This window comes from Haliea salexigens DSM 19537 (genome assembly GCF_000423125.1).
Taxonomy (GTDB): Bacteria; Pseudomonadota; Gammaproteobacteria; order Pseudomonadales; family Halieaceae; genus Haliea; species Haliea salexigens.
Genome location: NZ_AUHJ01000010.1, coordinates 24,577 through 41,054, shown reverse-complemented (window position 1 = coordinate 41,054; position 16,478 = coordinate 24,577). Strand labels below are relative to the sequence as shown.

General features: G+C 63.8%; 16 protein-coding genes. 12 read left to right on the top strand and 4 right to left on the bottom strand.

Going from position 1 to position 16,478, the window contains the following annotated elements:
* Positions 1 to 12: 12 nt before the first annotated feature.
* Positions 13 to 1,032 (bottom strand): glyceraldehyde 3-phosphate dehydrogenase NAD-binding domain-containing protein, encoded by a 1,020-nt coding sequence (locus G533_RS0112310; protein WP_027950209.1) that lies wholly within the window; start codon positions 1,030 to 1,032, stop codon positions 13 to 15.
* A gap of 4 nt (positions 1,033 to 1,036) precedes the next feature.
* Positions 1,037 to 3,040 (bottom strand): transketolase, encoded by a 2,004-nt coding sequence (gene tkt / locus G533_RS0112305; RefSeq protein ID WP_027950208.1) that lies wholly within the window; start codon positions 3,038 to 3,040, stop codon positions 1,037 to 1,039.
* 183 nt (positions 3,041 to 3,223) lie between these two features.
* Here tkt and G533_RS0112300 point away from each other — a divergent pair, with 183 nt between their 5' ends.
* The 9 genes from G533_RS0112300 (at position 3,224) to ruvX (ending at position 11,967) form a co-directional block, all read left to right on the top strand.
* Entirely contained in the window at positions 3,224 to 4,240 is a 1,017-nt protein-coding gene (locus G533_RS0112300) for an ArsR/SmtB family transcription factor (RefSeq protein WP_027950207.1), read from the top strand.
* Positions 4,237 to 5,391 (top strand): methionine adenosyltransferase, encoded by a 1,155-nt coding sequence (metK, locus tag G533_RS0112295; RefSeq protein ID WP_027950206.1) that lies wholly within the window; start codon positions 4,237 to 4,239, stop codon positions 5,389 to 5,391. The genes G533_RS0112300 and metK overlap by 4 nt, the downstream gene beginning before the upstream one ends.
* A gap of 622 nt (positions 5,392 to 6,013) precedes the next feature.
* A complete protein-coding gene (gene ahcY, locus G533_RS0112290; protein WP_027950205.1) occupies positions 6,014 to 7,405 on the top strand; it encodes an adenosylhomocysteinase in 1,392 nt (463 codons plus the stop codon).
* Positions 7,406 to 7,412: 7 nt separating this feature from the next.
* Positions 7,413 to 8,240 carry a methylenetetrahydrofolate reductase [NAD(P)H] gene (metF, locus tag G533_RS0112285; protein ID WP_027950204.1) on the top strand — a complete coding sequence of 276 codons (828 nt, stop codon included), beginning with the start codon at positions 7,413 to 7,415 and terminating at the stop codon, positions 8,238 to 8,240.
* A gap of 10 nt (positions 8,241 to 8,250) precedes the next feature.
* Positions 8,251 to 8,988, top strand: a complete 738-nt coding sequence (locus G533_RS0112280; RefSeq protein WP_027950203.1) for a 16S rRNA (uracil(1498)-N(3))-methyltransferase — start codon at positions 8,251 to 8,253, stop codon at positions 8,986 to 8,988.
* A gap of 85 nt (positions 8,989 to 9,073) precedes the next feature.
* Entirely contained in the window at positions 9,074 to 10,027 is a 954-nt protein-coding gene (gene gshB, locus G533_RS0112275) for a glutathione synthase (RefSeq protein ID WP_027950202.1), read from the top strand.
* 12 nt (positions 10,028 to 10,039) lie between these two features.
* Positions 10,040 to 10,885 carry an energy transducer TonB gene (locus G533_RS0112270; RefSeq protein WP_027950201.1) on the top strand — a complete coding sequence of 282 codons (846 nt, stop codon included), beginning with the start codon at positions 10,040 to 10,042 and terminating at the stop codon, positions 10,883 to 10,885.
* A 52-nt stretch (positions 10,886 to 10,937) separates the two neighbouring features.
* Positions 10,938 to 11,522, top strand: coding sequence for a YqgE/AlgH family protein (locus tag G533_RS0112265; protein WP_051230279.1), 585 nt, complete (start codon positions 10,938 to 10,940; stop codon positions 11,520 to 11,522).
* Entirely contained in the window at positions 11,515 to 11,967 is a 453-nt protein-coding gene (gene ruvX, locus G533_RS0112260) for a Holliday junction resolvase RuvX (RefSeq protein ID WP_027950199.1), read from the top strand. The genes G533_RS0112265 and ruvX overlap by 8 nt, the downstream gene beginning before the upstream one ends.
* 3 nt (positions 11,968 to 11,970) lie before the next feature.
* Here the strand turns inward: ruvX and G533_RS0112255 are convergent, their stop codons facing one another.
* Both G533_RS0112255 and G533_RS0112250 read right to left on the bottom strand, forming a co-directional pair.
* Positions 11,971 to 13,107 (bottom strand): PilT/PilU family type 4a pilus ATPase, encoded by a 1,137-nt coding sequence (locus G533_RS0112255; protein ID WP_027950198.1) that lies wholly within the window; start codon positions 13,105 to 13,107, stop codon positions 11,971 to 11,973.
* 24 nt (positions 13,108 to 13,131) lie between these two features.
* Positions 13,132 to 14,166, bottom strand: coding sequence for a type IV pilus twitching motility protein PilT (locus G533_RS0112250; protein ID WP_027950197.1), 1,035 nt, complete (start codon positions 14,164 to 14,166; stop codon positions 13,132 to 13,134).
* A 122-nt stretch (positions 14,167 to 14,288) separates the two neighbouring features.
* Between G533_RS0112250 and G533_RS0112245 the strand changes: the two genes are divergently transcribed.
* The 3 genes from G533_RS0112245 to G533_RS0112235 are packed head-to-tail and all read left to right on the top strand — an operon-like array spanning position 14,289 to position 16,470.
* Positions 14,289 to 14,993, top strand: coding sequence for a YggS family pyridoxal phosphate-dependent enzyme (locus tag G533_RS0112245; RefSeq protein WP_027950196.1), 705 nt, complete (start codon positions 14,289 to 14,291; stop codon positions 14,991 to 14,993).
* 59 nt (positions 14,994 to 15,052) lie between these two features.
* Entirely contained in the window at positions 15,053 to 15,886 is an 834-nt protein-coding gene (proC, locus tag G533_RS0112240; RefSeq protein WP_027950195.1) for a pyrroline-5-carboxylate reductase, read from the top strand.
* A complete protein-coding gene (locus G533_RS0112235; RefSeq protein WP_027950194.1) occupies positions 15,883 to 16,470 on the top strand; it encodes a YggT family protein in 588 nt (195 codons plus the stop codon). The genes proC and G533_RS0112235 overlap by 4 nt, the downstream gene beginning before the upstream one ends.
* Positions 16,471 to 16,478 lie beyond the last annotated feature (8 nt).

Here is a 16,478-nt window from a genome sequence, read left to right as displayed (position 1 = left end):
ACTCCTGCGCAATCAGTCAACATCGCGGCCACCCCACCAGGCAGCCACATCGAGCATGCGGTTGGCGTAGGCCCATTCATTATCGAACCAGGTGAGCACCTTCACCAGGCGCCGGCCACTGACCCGGGTCTGGCTGGCATCCACGATACTGGAGCGCGGGTCGTGATTGAAGTCGCAGGACGCCAGCGGCTCCGTGGTGAAGCCCAACACACCGTGATAAGCGCTGGCGGCGGCTTCACGCAGAATGCGGTTCACATCCTGCTCGTTGGTATCGCGGGTCACCTGCACCGTGAGATCCATGGCCGACACATTCTGCGTGGGCACCCGCAGCGCCTGCGCCGTGAAGCACCCGGCCAATTCCGGCAGAATGCGCTCAATACCCCGCGCCAGGGCGGTATCCACAGGAATGATGGACTGGGATGCCGCCCGTGTCTTGCGCAGGTCGGTGTGGTGGTAGGCATCCAGCACCGGCTGGTCGTTCATCGCCGAGTGGATGGTGGTAATGGTGCCGCAGGCCACCCCCAGCGCGCGGTGCAGTGCGTCGATAACCGGCACGATGCCATTGGTGGTACAGGAGGCCGCCGAGACAATACGGTGAGCAGACTGCAGTGTGTCGTGATTCACACCGAACACCACCGTTGCATCAACATCGGTTTGTGCAGGCTGCGAGAACAGCACACGTCCGGCGCCGCCACGCAAGTGCAGTTCCGCAGTAGCCCGGTCACTGAAGGCACCGGTGCACTCGAGCACCAGGTCAACGCCCTGTTCCGCCCAGGGCAGGCGCGCCACATCCGGCTGGCTGAGCAGGGCGATACGGTCGCCGTCGATATGCAGCTCCCCCACCCCACCACTCAGGGGCAGCGCGAAGCGGCCGTGGGTGCTGTCGTAGCGCGTGAGGTGCAGCACCGTGCGCGCATCGGCCAGTTCATTGATGGCGACGATCTGCAGCTGCTCGCGCCGCCGCCCCTCATAGAGCGCACGCAGGATGCTGCGCCCGATGCGGCCGTAGCCATTGATGGCGAGACGCAACACCGCTTCAGTCTCCCAGCAGCACCTCTTCGGCCGCAGCGACCACCGCATCCACGGTGAAGCCGAAATACGCCATAAGATCGGCGGCGGGGGCCGACTCACCAAAGGTGGTCATGCCCACAACCCGCCCGTCGAGGCCGACGAACTTGTACCAGTAGTCGGCGTGCGCGGCCTCTACCGCAACGCGCGCCAGCACGTCACTGGGCAACACGGCTTCGCGGTACGCCGCGTCCTGCTCCATGAACAGCTCCGCACAGGGCAGCGACACCACGCGCACACGGCGCCCGGCGGAGCTCAGGCGGGCAGCGGCGTCCACGGCAAGCTGCAACTCCGAACCGGTGCCGATGAGAATCAACTCGGGGTGACCGTCACAATCAACCAGGGTGTAGCCACCGCGCGCAATCGCGGCCACCTGCTCTGCAGAGCGCGCCTGATGCGCGAGATTCTGGCGCGAGAAGATCAGCGCGGTGGGGCCCGCGGTGCGCTGCAAGGCAGCGCTCCAGGACACCGCGGACTCGACCGTATCGCAGGGCCGCCAGGTGTGCAGGTTGGGTGTGGCACGCAGTGCCGTGAGCTGTTCCACCGGCTGGTGAGTTGGGCCGTCCTCGCCCAGGCCAATGGAGTCGTGGGTGTAGACGAAAATCGTGCGCAGCTTCATCAACGCCGCCATACGCACGGCATTGCGGGCATATTCCATGAACATGAGGAAGGTGGCGCCGTAAGGCACAAACCCGCCGTGCAGGGCGATACCGTTCATGATGGCGGACATGCCGAACTCGCGCACGCCGTAGTAGATGTAGTTGCCAGCGGCATCGGTTTGGGTGATGCCCTGCGCACCCTGCCACAGAGTGAGGTTAGAGCCGGCGAGATCCGCCGAGCCACCGAGCAGCTCGGGCAGCAGCGGGCCGAAGGTACCCAGGCAATTCTGCGAGGCCTTGCGCGAGGCAATGCTCTGCCCCTCGGCCTGGCACTGGTCGATCCACGCCTGGGCCTGGGCGGCAAAGCCCTCGGGCAGATCCCCCGCGAGCCGCCGGCGCAGCTGTGCCGCCTCGGCTGGATACGCCTCGGCATAGGCTGCCATGGCAGCCTCCCAGTCCTGCTCCCGCGTGGCACCCGCAGCGCGGGCATCCCAACCACCGTAGATTGCCTCGGGGATCTCGAAGGGACCGTGCGTCCAGCCCAGGGACTCGCGCGCCGCCGCAATCTCATCCACACCCAGGGGAGCGCCGTGACAGGCTTCTGTGCCCTGCTTGTTCGGTGCGCCCTTGCCGATGATGGTTTTGCAGCAAATCAGCGTGGGCATGCCTTCTTCGGCGCGCGCGGTGGCAATCGCCTGGCGCACCTCGTCCGGGTCGTGGCCGTCAACGCGGGGGATAACCTGCCAGCCGTAGGCACGGAACCGCGCCGGCGTGTCGTCGGTGAACCAGCCCTCGACCTCGCCATCAATCGAAATGCCGTTGTCGTCGTAAAAGGCGATCAGCTTGCCCAGCCCCAGCGTACCCGCGAGGGAGCAAACCTCGTGGGAGATACCCTCCATCAGGCAGCCATCGCCGAGGAAAACATAGGTATGGTGATCCACCACGGTGTGCCCGGGCCGGTTGAACTGCGCCGCCAGCACCTTTTCCGCCAGCGCCATGCCCACGGCATTACTGATGCCCTGGCCCAGCGGGCCGGTAGTGGTTTCCACGCCGGGCGCGTAGCCGTACTCCGGGTGCCCCGGCGTGCGGCTGTGCAGCTGACGGAAATTCTGCAGCTCCTCCAGCGGAAGTTCGTAGCCGCTCAGGTGCAACAGGGAGTAAATGAGCATGGAGCCGTGACCGTTGGACAACACGAAACGGTCGCGGTTGGGCCATTGCGGGTTTGCCGGGTTGTGCTGCAGGAAGTCGTTCCACAGCACCTCGGCGATATCCGCCATTCCCATCGGGGCACCAGGGTGACCACTGTTGGCGCGCTGGACAGCATCCATACTGAGTGCACGAATGGCGTTGGCGAGTTCAAAGCGGGATGGCATTGGCGTGCTCCGTGGCTGGGCGCTGAGGCCGGTAAACAAGGGGGCGTTATTTTCGCGTAAGCGGCGGCCCACGGCAAACAAATCACCCAACTATTGCGCGCTTATTCTGCCCGCCGCGACACATCGCGCATCTATATCAAATTATTTTGATATAGGTTGCATTGCCTGCTACACTCCGCCGCCATGCTCACCGCGACCCGACAGCCCGACGCGCTGGACACCCGTCCCGAAGCGCGCATCGAATCCCTGGCCAACCTGTGCAAGGCCAGTGCAGACCCGCTGCGCCTGCAGATCCTGCGCGTGCTGCGCAACGACTCCTTTGGTGTGTCCGAGTTGTGCGCCCTGTTTGCAACCCGTCAGCCTGCGCTGAGCCACCACCTCAAGGTGCTTGCTGGCATGGGTCTGGTCGCCTCCCGGCGCGAGGGCAACTCCATCTTCTACCGCCGCAGCGAGCTTGGCCAACAGCCTGGCCTGGATGCCCTGCAGCAACAGATTTTCGATGCGCTGGATGCCGTGCCCCTGCCCGAACTGCTGGAACAGCGCCTGCAACAGGTACAACGCCAGCGCGAGGCCAATTCACGCCATTTCTTCACCGACAACGCGCACAAATTCCGCCAGCAGCAAGACCTGATCGCCAGCTACGAACAGTACGCGGACACCGTAGCCCAGGTCTTGCGGGACGCCCCGCTCAGCCGCTTCGACACCGCACTGGAAGTGGGCCCGGGTGACGGCAGCTTCCTGCTCACCCTGGGCCCCCGTTTCCGGCACGTGGTCGCGCTGGACAACACCGCGGCCATGCTCGAACGGGCACGCAGCACCACCGACGCACTCGACAACATTGAATTCGTGCACGGCGACACCGGACACGAGCGTCTGGTGAGCCTGCAGGCAGATTGCGTGGTCATCAATATGGTGCTGCACCACACGCCTCAGCCGCAGCAGATACTGCACGACGTTGCCGCCTGCCTGGCACCCGGCGGCGTGGTACTGGTGACCGACCTGTGCCGCCACGACCAGGCCTGGGCGCGGGAGAACTGCGGGGACCTCTGGCTGGGCTTTGCCCCCGAGGACCTCGCGGCCTGGGCCAGCGATGCCGGACTGACCGACATCGCCAGCGTCTACCTGGCACAGCGCAACGGATTTCAGATACAGGTGCGCCTCTTCGGCCGCCCACACACAGCAACAGGAAACACGGTATGAGCGAGTACGCGACTTTCACCTCCGAATCAGTGTCCGAAGGGCACCCCGACAAAATGGCCGACCAGATCTCCGACGCCATCCTCGACAAGATCCTTGTCGACGACCCCGATGCGCGCGTTGCGGTGGAGACCCTGGTCAAGACCGGCATGGTGGTGATTGCCGGCGAGGTGACCACCAAAACCTACGTCGACCTCGAGGACGTGGTGCGCAACGTGGTGCTGGACATCGGCTACAACAGCTCGAAAGTCGGCTTCGATGGCGCGTCCTGTGCTGTTCTCAATGCCATTGGCAAGCAGAGCCCGGACATCGCCCAGGGCGTCGATGCCGGCGACGACAAGGAACAGGGTGCCGGCGACCAGGGCCTGATGTTCGGCTACGCCACCAATGAAACCGAAACTCTCATGCCCGCGCCCATCTTCTACGCCCACCGTCTGGTAGAGCGGCAGGCGGAGCTGCGCAAGCACGGCACGCTGCCCTGGCTGCGCCCCGATGCCAAAAGCCAGGTGACCCTGCGCTACGAGAATGGCAAGCCGGTGGGTATTGATGCGGTGGTACTGTCGACGCAGCACGATGAGAGCATCAGCCAGGCCGACATCCACCAGGCGGTGATGGACCTCATTATCAAGGAAGTGCTCCCCGCCGAGTGGCTGAGCGCCGACACGCGCTACCACATCAACCCCACCGGCGTGTTCATCATCGGCGGCCCCGTGGGCGACTGCGGCCTCACCGGTCGCAAGATCATTGTCGACACTTACGGCGGCATGGCGCGCCACGGTGGCGGCGCGTTTTCCGGCAAGGACCCCTCGAAGGTTGACCGCTCCGCCGCCTACGCCGGGCGCTATGTGGCCAAGAACATTGTTGCGGCAGGGCTTGCAGACCGCTGTGAGATTCAAGTGTCCTACGCGATCGGGGTGGCTGAGCCTACGTCAATCTCAATCAACACGTTCGGCACCGGCAAGCTGTCCGATGCCAGCATCGTGAAGCTGGTGCGTGAGCATTTCGACCTGCGCCCGAAGGGCATCGTCGACATGCTCAATCTGAAGCGGCCTATTTATCGTAAAACTGCAGCGTATGGACATTTTGGCCGGGAGGACGAGGATTTTACCTGGGAACTGACGGACAAGGCGGATGTATTGCGCGGGGCGATGTGATGCGGGCGATCTCACAGGCCTGCTTTGGTAGGGACTCTGTGAGGACGGTTCGGATGGGCTCACAGGCCTGCTTTGGTGGGCACTCTGTGAGGCCGGCACGGCAGGCTCGTCAGGGTTTGCGGGACACGCCGTGAATACGTCCCTGTAGGCTTGTCTGAAACATCCATGTTTCAGACAGTCCCGCAAACCCCTGACGAGCCCGCCGCGCCTCACTTGGGTGCCACATTGGACATGCTTGTCCCGGGCAGCACCGGTCCGCGCGATCGGGCGATACATCGAGCAATTAGTCCAGCCAGATCCTTGATGTGGCAGGAATGCGAGGCCCCGCTTGCCCTCCGCCGCGGGTGACCGTGAAGGGCGCCGAACGAAGGCGCCTGCGCAGGGCCTGGAGGCACAGGGATGTGCCGGAAAGCCTCGCCGCGCAGGAAGCGCGTCGGGGCGGGGCCCGGAGCAGGCTCCGCAGTGAGGGCAGCCGCAGGCCGCCCGTCCCGGTCGCCCGCGGCGGAGGGCAAGCGGGGCCGCACTACAGCGCGCCCAACCCGGAAACACGAAACACGAAACACAAACACAAACACAAACACAAACAGTAGTAATCGAAACAACCAGCAGGAAGGACAAGACTATGAGCACAGTGACCAAACTCGACAATCAGCCCGACTACAAAGTCGCCGACATCGCCCTGGCCGACTGGGGCCGCCGCGAACTCGACATCGCTGAAACCGAAATGCCCGCACTCATGGCCATGCGCGAAAAGTACCGCGCCAGCCAGCCATTGGCGGGGGCCAAAATCCTCGGCTGCATCCACATGACCATCCAGACCGGTGTGCTCATCGAAACCCTGGTCGAGCTCGGCGCCGAAGTGCGCTGGTCGTCCTGCAACATCTTCTCCACCCAGGACCACGCCGCCGCGGCCATCGCTGCCGCCGGCGTACCCGTGTTCGCGTGGAAAGGGGAAACCGAAGAAGAGTACGAGTGGTGCCTGGAGCAGACCATCCTCAAGGACGGCAAGCCCTGGGACGCCAACATGGTCCTGGATGACGGCGGCGACCTGACTTCCATGCTGCACCAGAAATACCCCGCCATGCTCGACAGCATCCACGGTGTGACCGAGGAAACCACCACCGGCGTGCATCGCCTGCAGGAAATGCTGGCGCGCGGCGAACTCAAGATTCCCGCGGTGAACGTGAATGACTCCATCACCAAGTCCAAGAACGACAACAAGTACGGCTGCCGTCACAGCCTGAACGATGCCGTGAAGCGCGGCACGGACCACCTGCTCGCCGGCAAGAAGGCGCTGGTGATCGGTTACGGTGACGTGGGCAAGGGTTCCGCCCAGTCACTTCGCCAGGAAGGCATGATTGTGCGTGTTACCGAGATCGACCCGATCTGTGCCATGCAGGCCTGCATGGATGGATACGAGGTGGTATCACCCTTCATCAATGGTGTTAACACCGGCACTGCCGACGGCATCGACCACGGCATTCTCGGCAACGTCGACCTGCTGGTCACCACCACCGGCAACTACAACGTGTGCGACGAGCACATGCTGCGCGCACTGAAATCCGGCACGGTAGTGTGCAACATCGGCCACTTCGACAACGAGATCGACACCGCCTTCATGCGCCGCAACTGGCAGTGGGAAGAAGTGAAGCCGCAGGTGCACAAGGTGTACCGCGACGACGCCCGCAGCGACTACCTGATTCTGCTGTCTGAAGGTCGCCTGGTGAACCTGGGCAATGCCACCGGCCACCCGTCCCGCATCATGGACGGCTCCTTCGCCAACCAGGTTCTGGCGCAGATCTACCTGTACGAGCGCCGCTTCGCCAACCTCGAGCCCGAAATGAAGGCCGCGGCGTTGCGCGTGGAAGTACTGCCGAAGAAGCTGGACGAAGAGGTGGCAGCACACATGGTGGCCGGCTTTGGCGGGGTCATTACCCGTCTGACCACAGCCCAGGCCGAGTACATCAACGTCAAGCAGGAAGGCCCCTTCAAGCCTGACAGCTACAAGTACTAGGCGCAGCATGCCCACAATCAGCTTTGAATATTTTCCGCCCAAGACGGCGGATGGCAAAACAGCCCTGCTGGAGCGGACGACACCCGCTCTGCAGGCGCTGGACCCCAGCTTCTTCTCGGTGACCTATGGTGCCGGCGGATCCACGCGTGACAGCACCTTCGGTGTGGTCTCGGCTCTGTGCGAGCAGGGCATTGATGTCGCCCCGCACCTGAGCTTCGGCGGTGACGGCGAAGACACCATCCGCGACCTGCTGAAGCGTTACCGTGAACTGGGAGTGCGCCGGCTTGTCGCCCTGCGCGGAGACATGCCCTCGGGTATGGGAGGTGCCAGCCAGCTGGTGTACGCCAGTCAGCTGGTATCATTCATCCGCGAACACAGTGGCGACTACTTCCATATCGAAGTGGCGGCCTACCCTGAGATTCACCCGCAGGCGGAGAGCTACAACAGCGATCTGCGGTTCCTGAAGGAAAAACTGGATGCCGGTGCCAACAGCGCCATTACCCAGTACTTCTACAATGTGGAATCCTATTTCTATTTTCTCGACCAATGCGCGGCGATCGGTATCGACAAGCCCATCGTGGCCGGCATTATGCCCATCACCAACTTCGCCAACCTGGCGCGCTTTTCGCGCAACTGCGGCGCCGAAATCCCGCGCTGGATCTGCCAGCGCATCGAGGGCTATGGCAACGATCAGGAGAGCATCCGTCAGTTCGGCGTCGAGGTAGTCACCCAGCTCTGCCAGACCCTGCTGGAGAATGGCGCTCCGGGCCTGCATTTCTACACCATGAACCAGGTGGAGCCCACGCGGCAAATTCGCAACAACCTGGGGCTGTAGGGTCGAGGTAGTGCGGATTCCTCGCATTTTCACGGCGCAGACACTGACCGGTGACGCCACGCTGGTGCTTGAGCCCGGCCCCAGTCAGCATCTGGCCAGGGTGCTGCGCATGGGCCCGGGAGATGCGCTCTGCCTGTTTGACGGCAGCGGTGTGGATTTCCCGGCAACCATCGTCAGCGCCGACAAACGCGCGGTCACCGTCACCCTGGAGCAGGGTCAGCCGGGGTTGGTGGAGTCACCGCTGCGCATTCACCTGGGCATTGGCGTATCGCGCGGCGAGCGCATGGACTGGGTGGTGCAGAAGGCCACTGAACTCGGGGTAGCAGAGATTACGCCGCTCTATACCGAGCGCACCGAAGTGCGCCTGCGCGGCGAACGGGAGGCCCGCAAGCTGCAACACTGGCAGCAGGTTGCCATCAGCGCCTGCGAACAGTCGGGCCGCAGCTGCCTGCCGCAGGTGCATGCGCCGGGCACGGTACCGGGCTGGACCGGCGACTGCGAAGATGCACAGCGCCTGGTGTTGCATCACCGCGCTTCGCCCCTGCCCGCCACGGCGAGCTCGCCAACGTCGCTCAGCCTGCTGGTCGGGCCTGAGGGTGGCCTGAGCGAAGCGGAAATTGCCACGGCAATGGCCGCCGGTTTCCTGCCACTCGCTCTGGGGCCCCGGGTACTGCGCACGGAGACCGCACCTCTGGCCGCACTGGCCATACTGCAAGCGCACTGGGGCGATATGTGCCTGCCCCGCTAGGCGGACCGTGTTGCGCGGGGTTCGCGCTTGCGAACAACACACCCATTGCGTACTTTACGGCAACACCCAATCGCGGAAAACACTGATGACCATCAAGATCGGCGTTGTAATGGATCCCATCTCCCGGATTCAGTTCAAGAAGGACAGCACCATGGCCATGCTCTGGGCCGCCCAGGCCAGAGACTGGCAGCTTTACTACATGGAGCCCGGTGACCTGTTCCTCGAACAGGGCAAGGCCCGCGCCAGCATGTCCCACCTGACCGTGTTCCACGACCCGGAAAGCTGGTACACACTGGGCAACGCGCAGGTGCAGGACCTCACCGTGCTGGACGCTATCCTCATGCGCAAGGACCCGCCCTTCGACAACGAGTATGTGTACGCAACCTACATGCTCGAAGCCGCCGAGCGCGAGGGCACCCTCATCGTGAACCGCTGCCACAGCCTGCGTGACTGCAACGAGAAGGTGTTTGCCACCCAGTTCCCCCAGTGCTGCCCGCCGCTGCTGGTAAGCAGTGATACGCGGCGCCTGAAAGCGTTCCAGACCGAGCACGGCGACGTGATTTTCAAACCGCTGGATGGCATGGGGGGAGCGTCCATCTTCCGGGTGAAACCGGGCGACCCGAACCTGAACGTGATTCTGGAAACGCTGACGCATTTCGGCAAGCGCACCATCATGGCACAGCGCTTCATTCCCGAAATCACCGAGGGCGACAAGCGCATCCTGATGATCAATGGCGAACCCATACCCTACTGCCTGGCGCGGGTTCCCTCACTGGGGGAAACCCGCGGCAACCTTGCGGCGGGGGGCACGGGGCGACCGCAGCTGTTGTCAGCGCGGGACCGCTGGATCGCCGAGCAGGTCGGACCCAGCCTGCGCGAGCGCGGCCTGTATTTCGTCGGCCTGGACATCATTGGCGACTACCTCACGGAAATCAACGTGACCAGCCCCACCGGCATCCAGGAAATAGAGCGCGCCTACGATGTCGATATCGGCGGCCAGCTCATGGACTGTATTGCCGCGGAGCTGGCCGCCCGCTAGGGCCGGCACCACGTGTCCACGACCACCGCTCCCGCTGCGAGCAACACCTTCACCATCGCCTTGTTTCTGGCCGGTGCCCTGCACCTCATTCTGCTGCTGGGCCTGGGATTCGGTTTCGAGCCGCCCTCGCCCCAACCCCCGCAGCTGGCGATTACCCTCGCCCAGCACCGCGCCGCGTTGACGCCGGAGGAGATCACCCACCTCGCCCAGTTCAGCCAGGCGGGCAGCGGCAGTTCAGCCGCCGAGGACCGCACCGGAGGACGCTCCGCCGGTGCGCCCCTGCAAGCCGAGGCCCGCGAAGCGAGCGAGGCGGCTGATGCGAGTGCCAGTGACAGCGCCCTGAGCGCGCGCAGCAGTCGCGAACAGGCCGCAGCAGAGCGGGAACAACAGCGGGAGGCGGCTCCGATGTCAGCGCCACAGCCAGTCGGCCTCACCGCCCGGCTGGTCAGCGAACAGGCCGACATGGATATCGACGAGGACCAGACCACGCTGTCGAGTGCACCCCGCGTGCGCCGCCTCAGTGCGGTGTCGGCGCAGGAAGCCATGGACGCCGCCTACCTGCACGACTGGCGGCGGCGGGTGGAGGCTGTAGGCAACCAGTATTATCCGGAAGCATCGATACGCTACGGCCTCTACGGCAGCCTGCAATTGCTGGTGGTGGTCAACTACGAAGGGCAGCTGGAGGACCTTCGCATCCTGAGCTCCTCGGGATACGCCGTACTCGATGAGGCGGCGATGAAGATCGTGCGCATGGCCGCGCCATTTGCCCCTTTTCCCGCCGCGCTGCGCGCCACCACCGACAAGCTGGAAATCGTGCGCACGTGGCAATTTGAAGAAAACCGGCTAAGCTCAGAGTGAACACACAGCAATACAACCGGCACCATTCACCCTGAGGTCAGCACCCGAAACCATGCCTGTTTCCACCACCATCACCCACAGCGGCGCCTGCCTGCGGGACCACTTCCTGCTGGCCATGCCCAGCCTCGAGGAAGGCCTGTTTGCGCACAGTGTGACCTACCTCTGCGAGCACGGGGAAAGCGGCGCTATGGGGTTGGTGGTCAACCAGCCGCTGGACCTCAACGTCGCCGAGATCTTCGAGCACCTGAAAATTGAAGCCTGTCGCGACTTCAGCGATGAGCCGGTGATGGCTGGCGGGCCGGTGCAGCTGGATCATGGCTTTGTATTGCACCGCGGCGCCCGCCAGAACTGGGACGCCAGCCTCACGGTGACCGAGGACATCACCCTGACCACCTCGCGGGATATTCTGGTGGCGATCGCGGCTGGCAGCGGCCCCAGGGACTACCTTATCGCCCTGGGCTACGCCGGCTGGTCAGCCGGCCAGCTGGAGGAAGAGCTGTCGCACAACAGCTGGCTCACCGCGCCCGCCAACGGCGATATCCTGTTCGCGACACCCTGGCATCGGCGGATGTCCGCGGCCGCCGGTGCGTTGGGCATAGATATGAATCTGATCAGCGCGCAGGCAGGCCATGCCTGAGCAGCAGCGCGGCACGCGCGCCGGCGCCGCCACCGTACTTGCCTTTGACTACGGCCTGCGCCAGATCGGCGTTGCGGTGGGTAATTCCCTGCTCGCCACCAGCCAGCCGTTGTGCGTGCTGCAGGCCCGCGACGGCATTCCCGATTGGGCGCAAATCGCGGCGCTGGTCGCGGAGTGGCAGCCGGGGCTCATCGTCGTGGGAGATCCGCTGAACATGGACGGTACGGTGAGCCCCCTGGCCCTGCGGGCACGCAAATTCGCGCGCCGACTGCACGGGCGCCTGGGGCTGCCGGTAGAGATGAGCGATGAGCGCCTGACCAGCTATGCCGCCAAATCGGCACAGCGCGAACAGGGGCACCGGGGAGACTATCGCGCCGCACCGGTGGACAGTTACGCGGCGGAACTGATCCTGCAGACCTGGCTGGCCGAACAGGTGAATAACTAGAGGCTAGCGGCCCATGTGTTTGCCGCGATCCGAGTCGTCAAAACTCAAATCCAGGTCGTCCGCCCCCGAGTCCTGCCCCTTGTCGAACATCTTGATCATCAGCCGCACATCGTTGGCCGAGTCGGCGTAGCGCACCGCATCCTCGCGCGTAATGCGGTTGTCCTTGTAGGCCGTAATCAGCGACTGGTCCATGGTTTGCATGCCCTGCTCGGTGGACTTGGCCATGACATCCTTGATCAGGTGCACATCGCCCTTGCGAATGTAATCCTGGATCAGTGGCGAGTTGAGCAGCACCTCCACCACCGGCGTGCGCCCCTTGCCCTCTTTGTGCGGGAGCAACTGCTGGGCCACCATGGCCTTCAGGTTGAGCGACAGGTCCATCCACACCTGGGAGTGCAGGTCGGCCGGGAAGAAGCTCTGGATGCGGTCGAGTGCCTGGTTGGCATTGTTGGCGTGCAGGGTACACAGGCAGAGGTGGCCGGTTTCCGCAAACGTCAGCGCCTGGGCCATGGTATCGGCAGAGCGCACCTCGCCGATCATGATCACATCCGGCGCCTGGCGCAGGGTGTTTTTCAGGGCGACATCGAAGGATTCGGTGTCAATGCCCACCTCGCGCTGGGTCACAAGACAGTTGCCATGGTCGTGCATGAACTCGATCGGGTCTTCAATGCTGATGATATGGCCGCGACTGTTCTGGTTGCGGTAACCCACCATCGCCGCCAGCGAGGTGGACTTGCCGGTGCCGGTGGCGCCGACGAAAATCACCAGGCCGCGCTTGGTCATGGCCAGTTCCTTGATGATCGGCGGCAGTCCCAGCTCGGTGATTTCGGGAATCTCGGTGTGGATGCGGCGCACTACCAGGCTCATACTGCCGCGCTGCACCAGGGCATTGACCCGGAACCGGCCCAGGTTGGGCACCGCCAGGGCAAAGTTGCATTCGTGGCTGCGCAGGAACTCCTCGCGCTGCCGCTCGTTCATGGTGGAGAGCACGATATCGCGGGTCTGCTCATCGGTGTACCGGGCCTTGCTGATCGGGTAGATCTGGCCGTCAATCTTGATACTCGGCGGCGCACCGGCCGTGACAAAACCGTCGGAGGCCTGCTCCTTGACGACCCGTTGCAACAACTCATCAATCAACATGGCCCGATCTCCCATCCTTGAGTACTAGAAGTTTTCCGGCATACGCGCCTTTTCTCGCGCAATGTCACGGGTAATGATGCGGCGATCCACCAGGTCCTTGAGGCACTGATCCATGGTTTGCATGCCCAGCGCCTGCCCGGTCTGGATGGCGGAGTACATCTGCGCCACCTTGTCCTCGCGAATCAGGTTGCGGATGGCCGAGGTGCCACGCATGATTTCGTGCGCCGCAACCCGGCCGCCGGTGGACCGCTTGAGCAGGGTTTGCGAGACAACGGCCTGCAGTGACTCCGACAACATGGAACGCACCATGGACTTTTCCGCCGCCGGGAACACGTCCACCACGCGGTCGATGGTTTTTGCAGCCGAGGTCGTGTGCAGGGTGCCGAACACCAGGTGACCGGTTTCGGCAGCGGTCAGCGCCAGGCGAATGGTCTCCAGGTCGCGCATTTCGCCCACCAGAATGATGTCCGGGTCTTCACGCAGGGCCGAGCGCAGCGCCTCGGAGAAACCCAGCGTGTCACGGTGCACTTCGCGCTGGTTCACCAGGCACTTCTTGCTTTCATGCACGAATTCGATCGGATCCTCGATGGTGAGGATGTGCTCGTACTTGTTGTCGTTGATATGGTCGACCATGGCCGCCAGAGTGGTGGACTTGCCCGAGCCGGTGGGGCCGGTCACCAGCACCAGCCCGCGCGGCATCATGGAAATATCGCGGAAAACCGGGCCCATGCCCAGGTCTTCCATGGTCAGCACTTTCGAGGGAATGGTGCGGAATACTGCGCCGGCACCGCGGTTCTGGTTGAAAGCGTTCACCCGGAACCGCGCGACACCCGGCACTTCAAAGGAGAAGTCAGTCTCCAGGAACTCCTCGTAGTCCTTGCGCTGCTTGTCGTTCATGATGTCGTAGATGAGATCATGCACCTGCTTGTGATCCATCGGTGGCAGGTTGATACGGCGCACATCGCCATCGACCCGGATCATCGGCGGCAGGCCGGCAGACAAGTGCAGGTCCGATGCACCCTGTTTGGCACTGAACGCGAGAAGTTCTGTAATATCCACCGTTCCACTCCCTCTGGGCCGGTCCGGCGCGAGCGCCGGATACTGCTGCTCACACCTCATGGCGCGGCAACCGATTATTCTCAACTCGCCTGGCAGTAGCGGAATCAGCTACCATCTGCCCCATGCAGAACGAACAGCTCGCTCAACGGATTTCCAGGCTCCTCGAAAGAGTACGACTCAGCGCGGAAAAAAGCCAGCGCGCGCCGGGGGCGATACGTCTGCTCGCCGTCAGCAAAACCCGCTCGGCGGACGAGGTGCGCGCCGCGGCTGCGCTGGGGCTGCGGGATTTCGGCGAGAATTACCTGCAGGAAGGGCTGGCGAAGGTCGATGCGCTGGCTGATCTCGGCCTCTGCTGGCACTTCATCGGGCCGATCCAGTCCAACAAGACACGCGCCATCGCCGAGCATTTCGACTGGGTGCACAGTGTGGACCGGCTGAAAATCGCCCAGCGCCTCAGCGCACAACGCCCACCGCAGCTGGCCGACCTGCAGGTGTGCCTGCAAGTGAACATCTCCGGTGAAGACAGCAAGTCCGGCGTGGAACCGGGTGAACTAGCGGAACTGGCCGCTGCGGTGGCACAGCTGCCGCGGCTGCAACTGCGCGGTTTGATGACCATCCCTGCACCCGCTGACTCCTTTGCCGCGCAGCGCATGCCCTTCGCGCGGCTACAGGCAGCGCTGGTCGAACTGCAGGCAGCACTACCACAACTGGACACGTTGTCGATGGGCATGTCGGGCGATCTGGAAGCGGCTATCGCCGAAGGCGCTACGCTGGTGCGCGTGGGCACGGATATTTTCGGCCCGCGCAGCACGCACGGGGGCGGATGATTTCGGCCAGCCACGGCGTGTATACTGCGGTCTTCCCCAGACCAACCGACACACGAATTATGACCAACGCGGCTATCACCTTCATCGGCGCCGGCAACATGGCCTCGAGCATCATCGGGGGCCTGATGGACAGCGGCCATTCCGCCGCTGCCCTGCACGCCGCCGATCCCTCGCCGGCGAGCCTGGCCAACCTGCGCAAGCTGGGCCCGATCAATGTCCACAACGACAATGCACAGGCCTGTGCCAATGCCGATGTCATCATTCTGGCGGTCAAGCCCCAGGCCATGCACGCTGCGCTGGCGAGCATCGCCACAGCGATTCGTGCACGCGGGGCGCTGGTCATTTCCATCGCTGCGGGCACCACGGTTGCCAGTATGGAGAACGCCCTGGGCAGTGGTACCGCCATTGTGCGCTGCATGCCCAATACACCGGCCCTGCTGGGCGCGGGTGCCAGTGGCCTGTACGCAAATGCACAGGTGAACGCTGAGCAACGCGCGCTTGCCGCCAACATTCTCGGCGCCGTTGGCCTGGTGCAGTGGGTCGATGAAGAGCCTCTGCTGGATGCGATAACCGCCCTGTCGGGCAGCGGCCCGGCGTATTTCTTCCTGTTTATGGAGGCCATGATCAATGCCGGCTGCGCCATGGGCCTGTCGCGCGACTGCGCCACCGCCCTCACCCGGCAAACAGGCCTGGGGGCGGCGCGCATGGCGCTGGAGAGTGATGTCGACCTGGTGGAGTTGAGGCGCCGTGTCACCAGCCCCGGTGGCACCACTGAGCGCGCCGTGGAGTGTTTCGAGCACGAGGGCCTGCGCGACCTGGTGGCACATGCCATGACCGCAGCGCAACAGCGAGCCACTGACATGGCTGCCGAGTCGGAGCAGGAGACACCATGAACGCACTGAGTGATATCGTTGCCTATTTGTTGCAAACGGTGCTCAACCTCGCACTGCTGGCCATCCTGTTGCGCTTCCTGTTGCAGCTGGTCAGGGCCGACTTCTACAACCCGGTGAGCCAGTTTCTGGCCAAGGTCACCAACCCGCTGGTGCTGCCGGTGCGCCGCGTGATTCCTGCCTACCGGGGCCTGGACCTGTCGACACTGCTGCTCGCCCTGCTGTTGCAGATGGCGGCGATTGTGGCGCTGCTGGCACTGAATGGCCTGGGGCCACCGGGGGTGCTGACGCTGTTGGTGTGGTCCGTGCTGGGCATTGTCGGCCTGCTGGTGAATATCTATTTCTTTGCCCTGCTGGCCATGATCATTCTCAGCTGGATCGCGCCTGGCGGCCGGCACCCGGCGCTGTTGTTGCTCTTCCAGCTCACCGAGCCAGTGATGGCGCCCTTTCGGCGCATGCTGCCGAGCATGGGCGGTATCGATTTCTCGCCGATTCTGGTGTTCATCCTGATCAACGTGATCCAGATTGCGCTCGGGCACATGGCGGCAGCGGCGGGTCTGCCCGCGGCCCTGGTTATCGGGCTCTGAACGTCGCC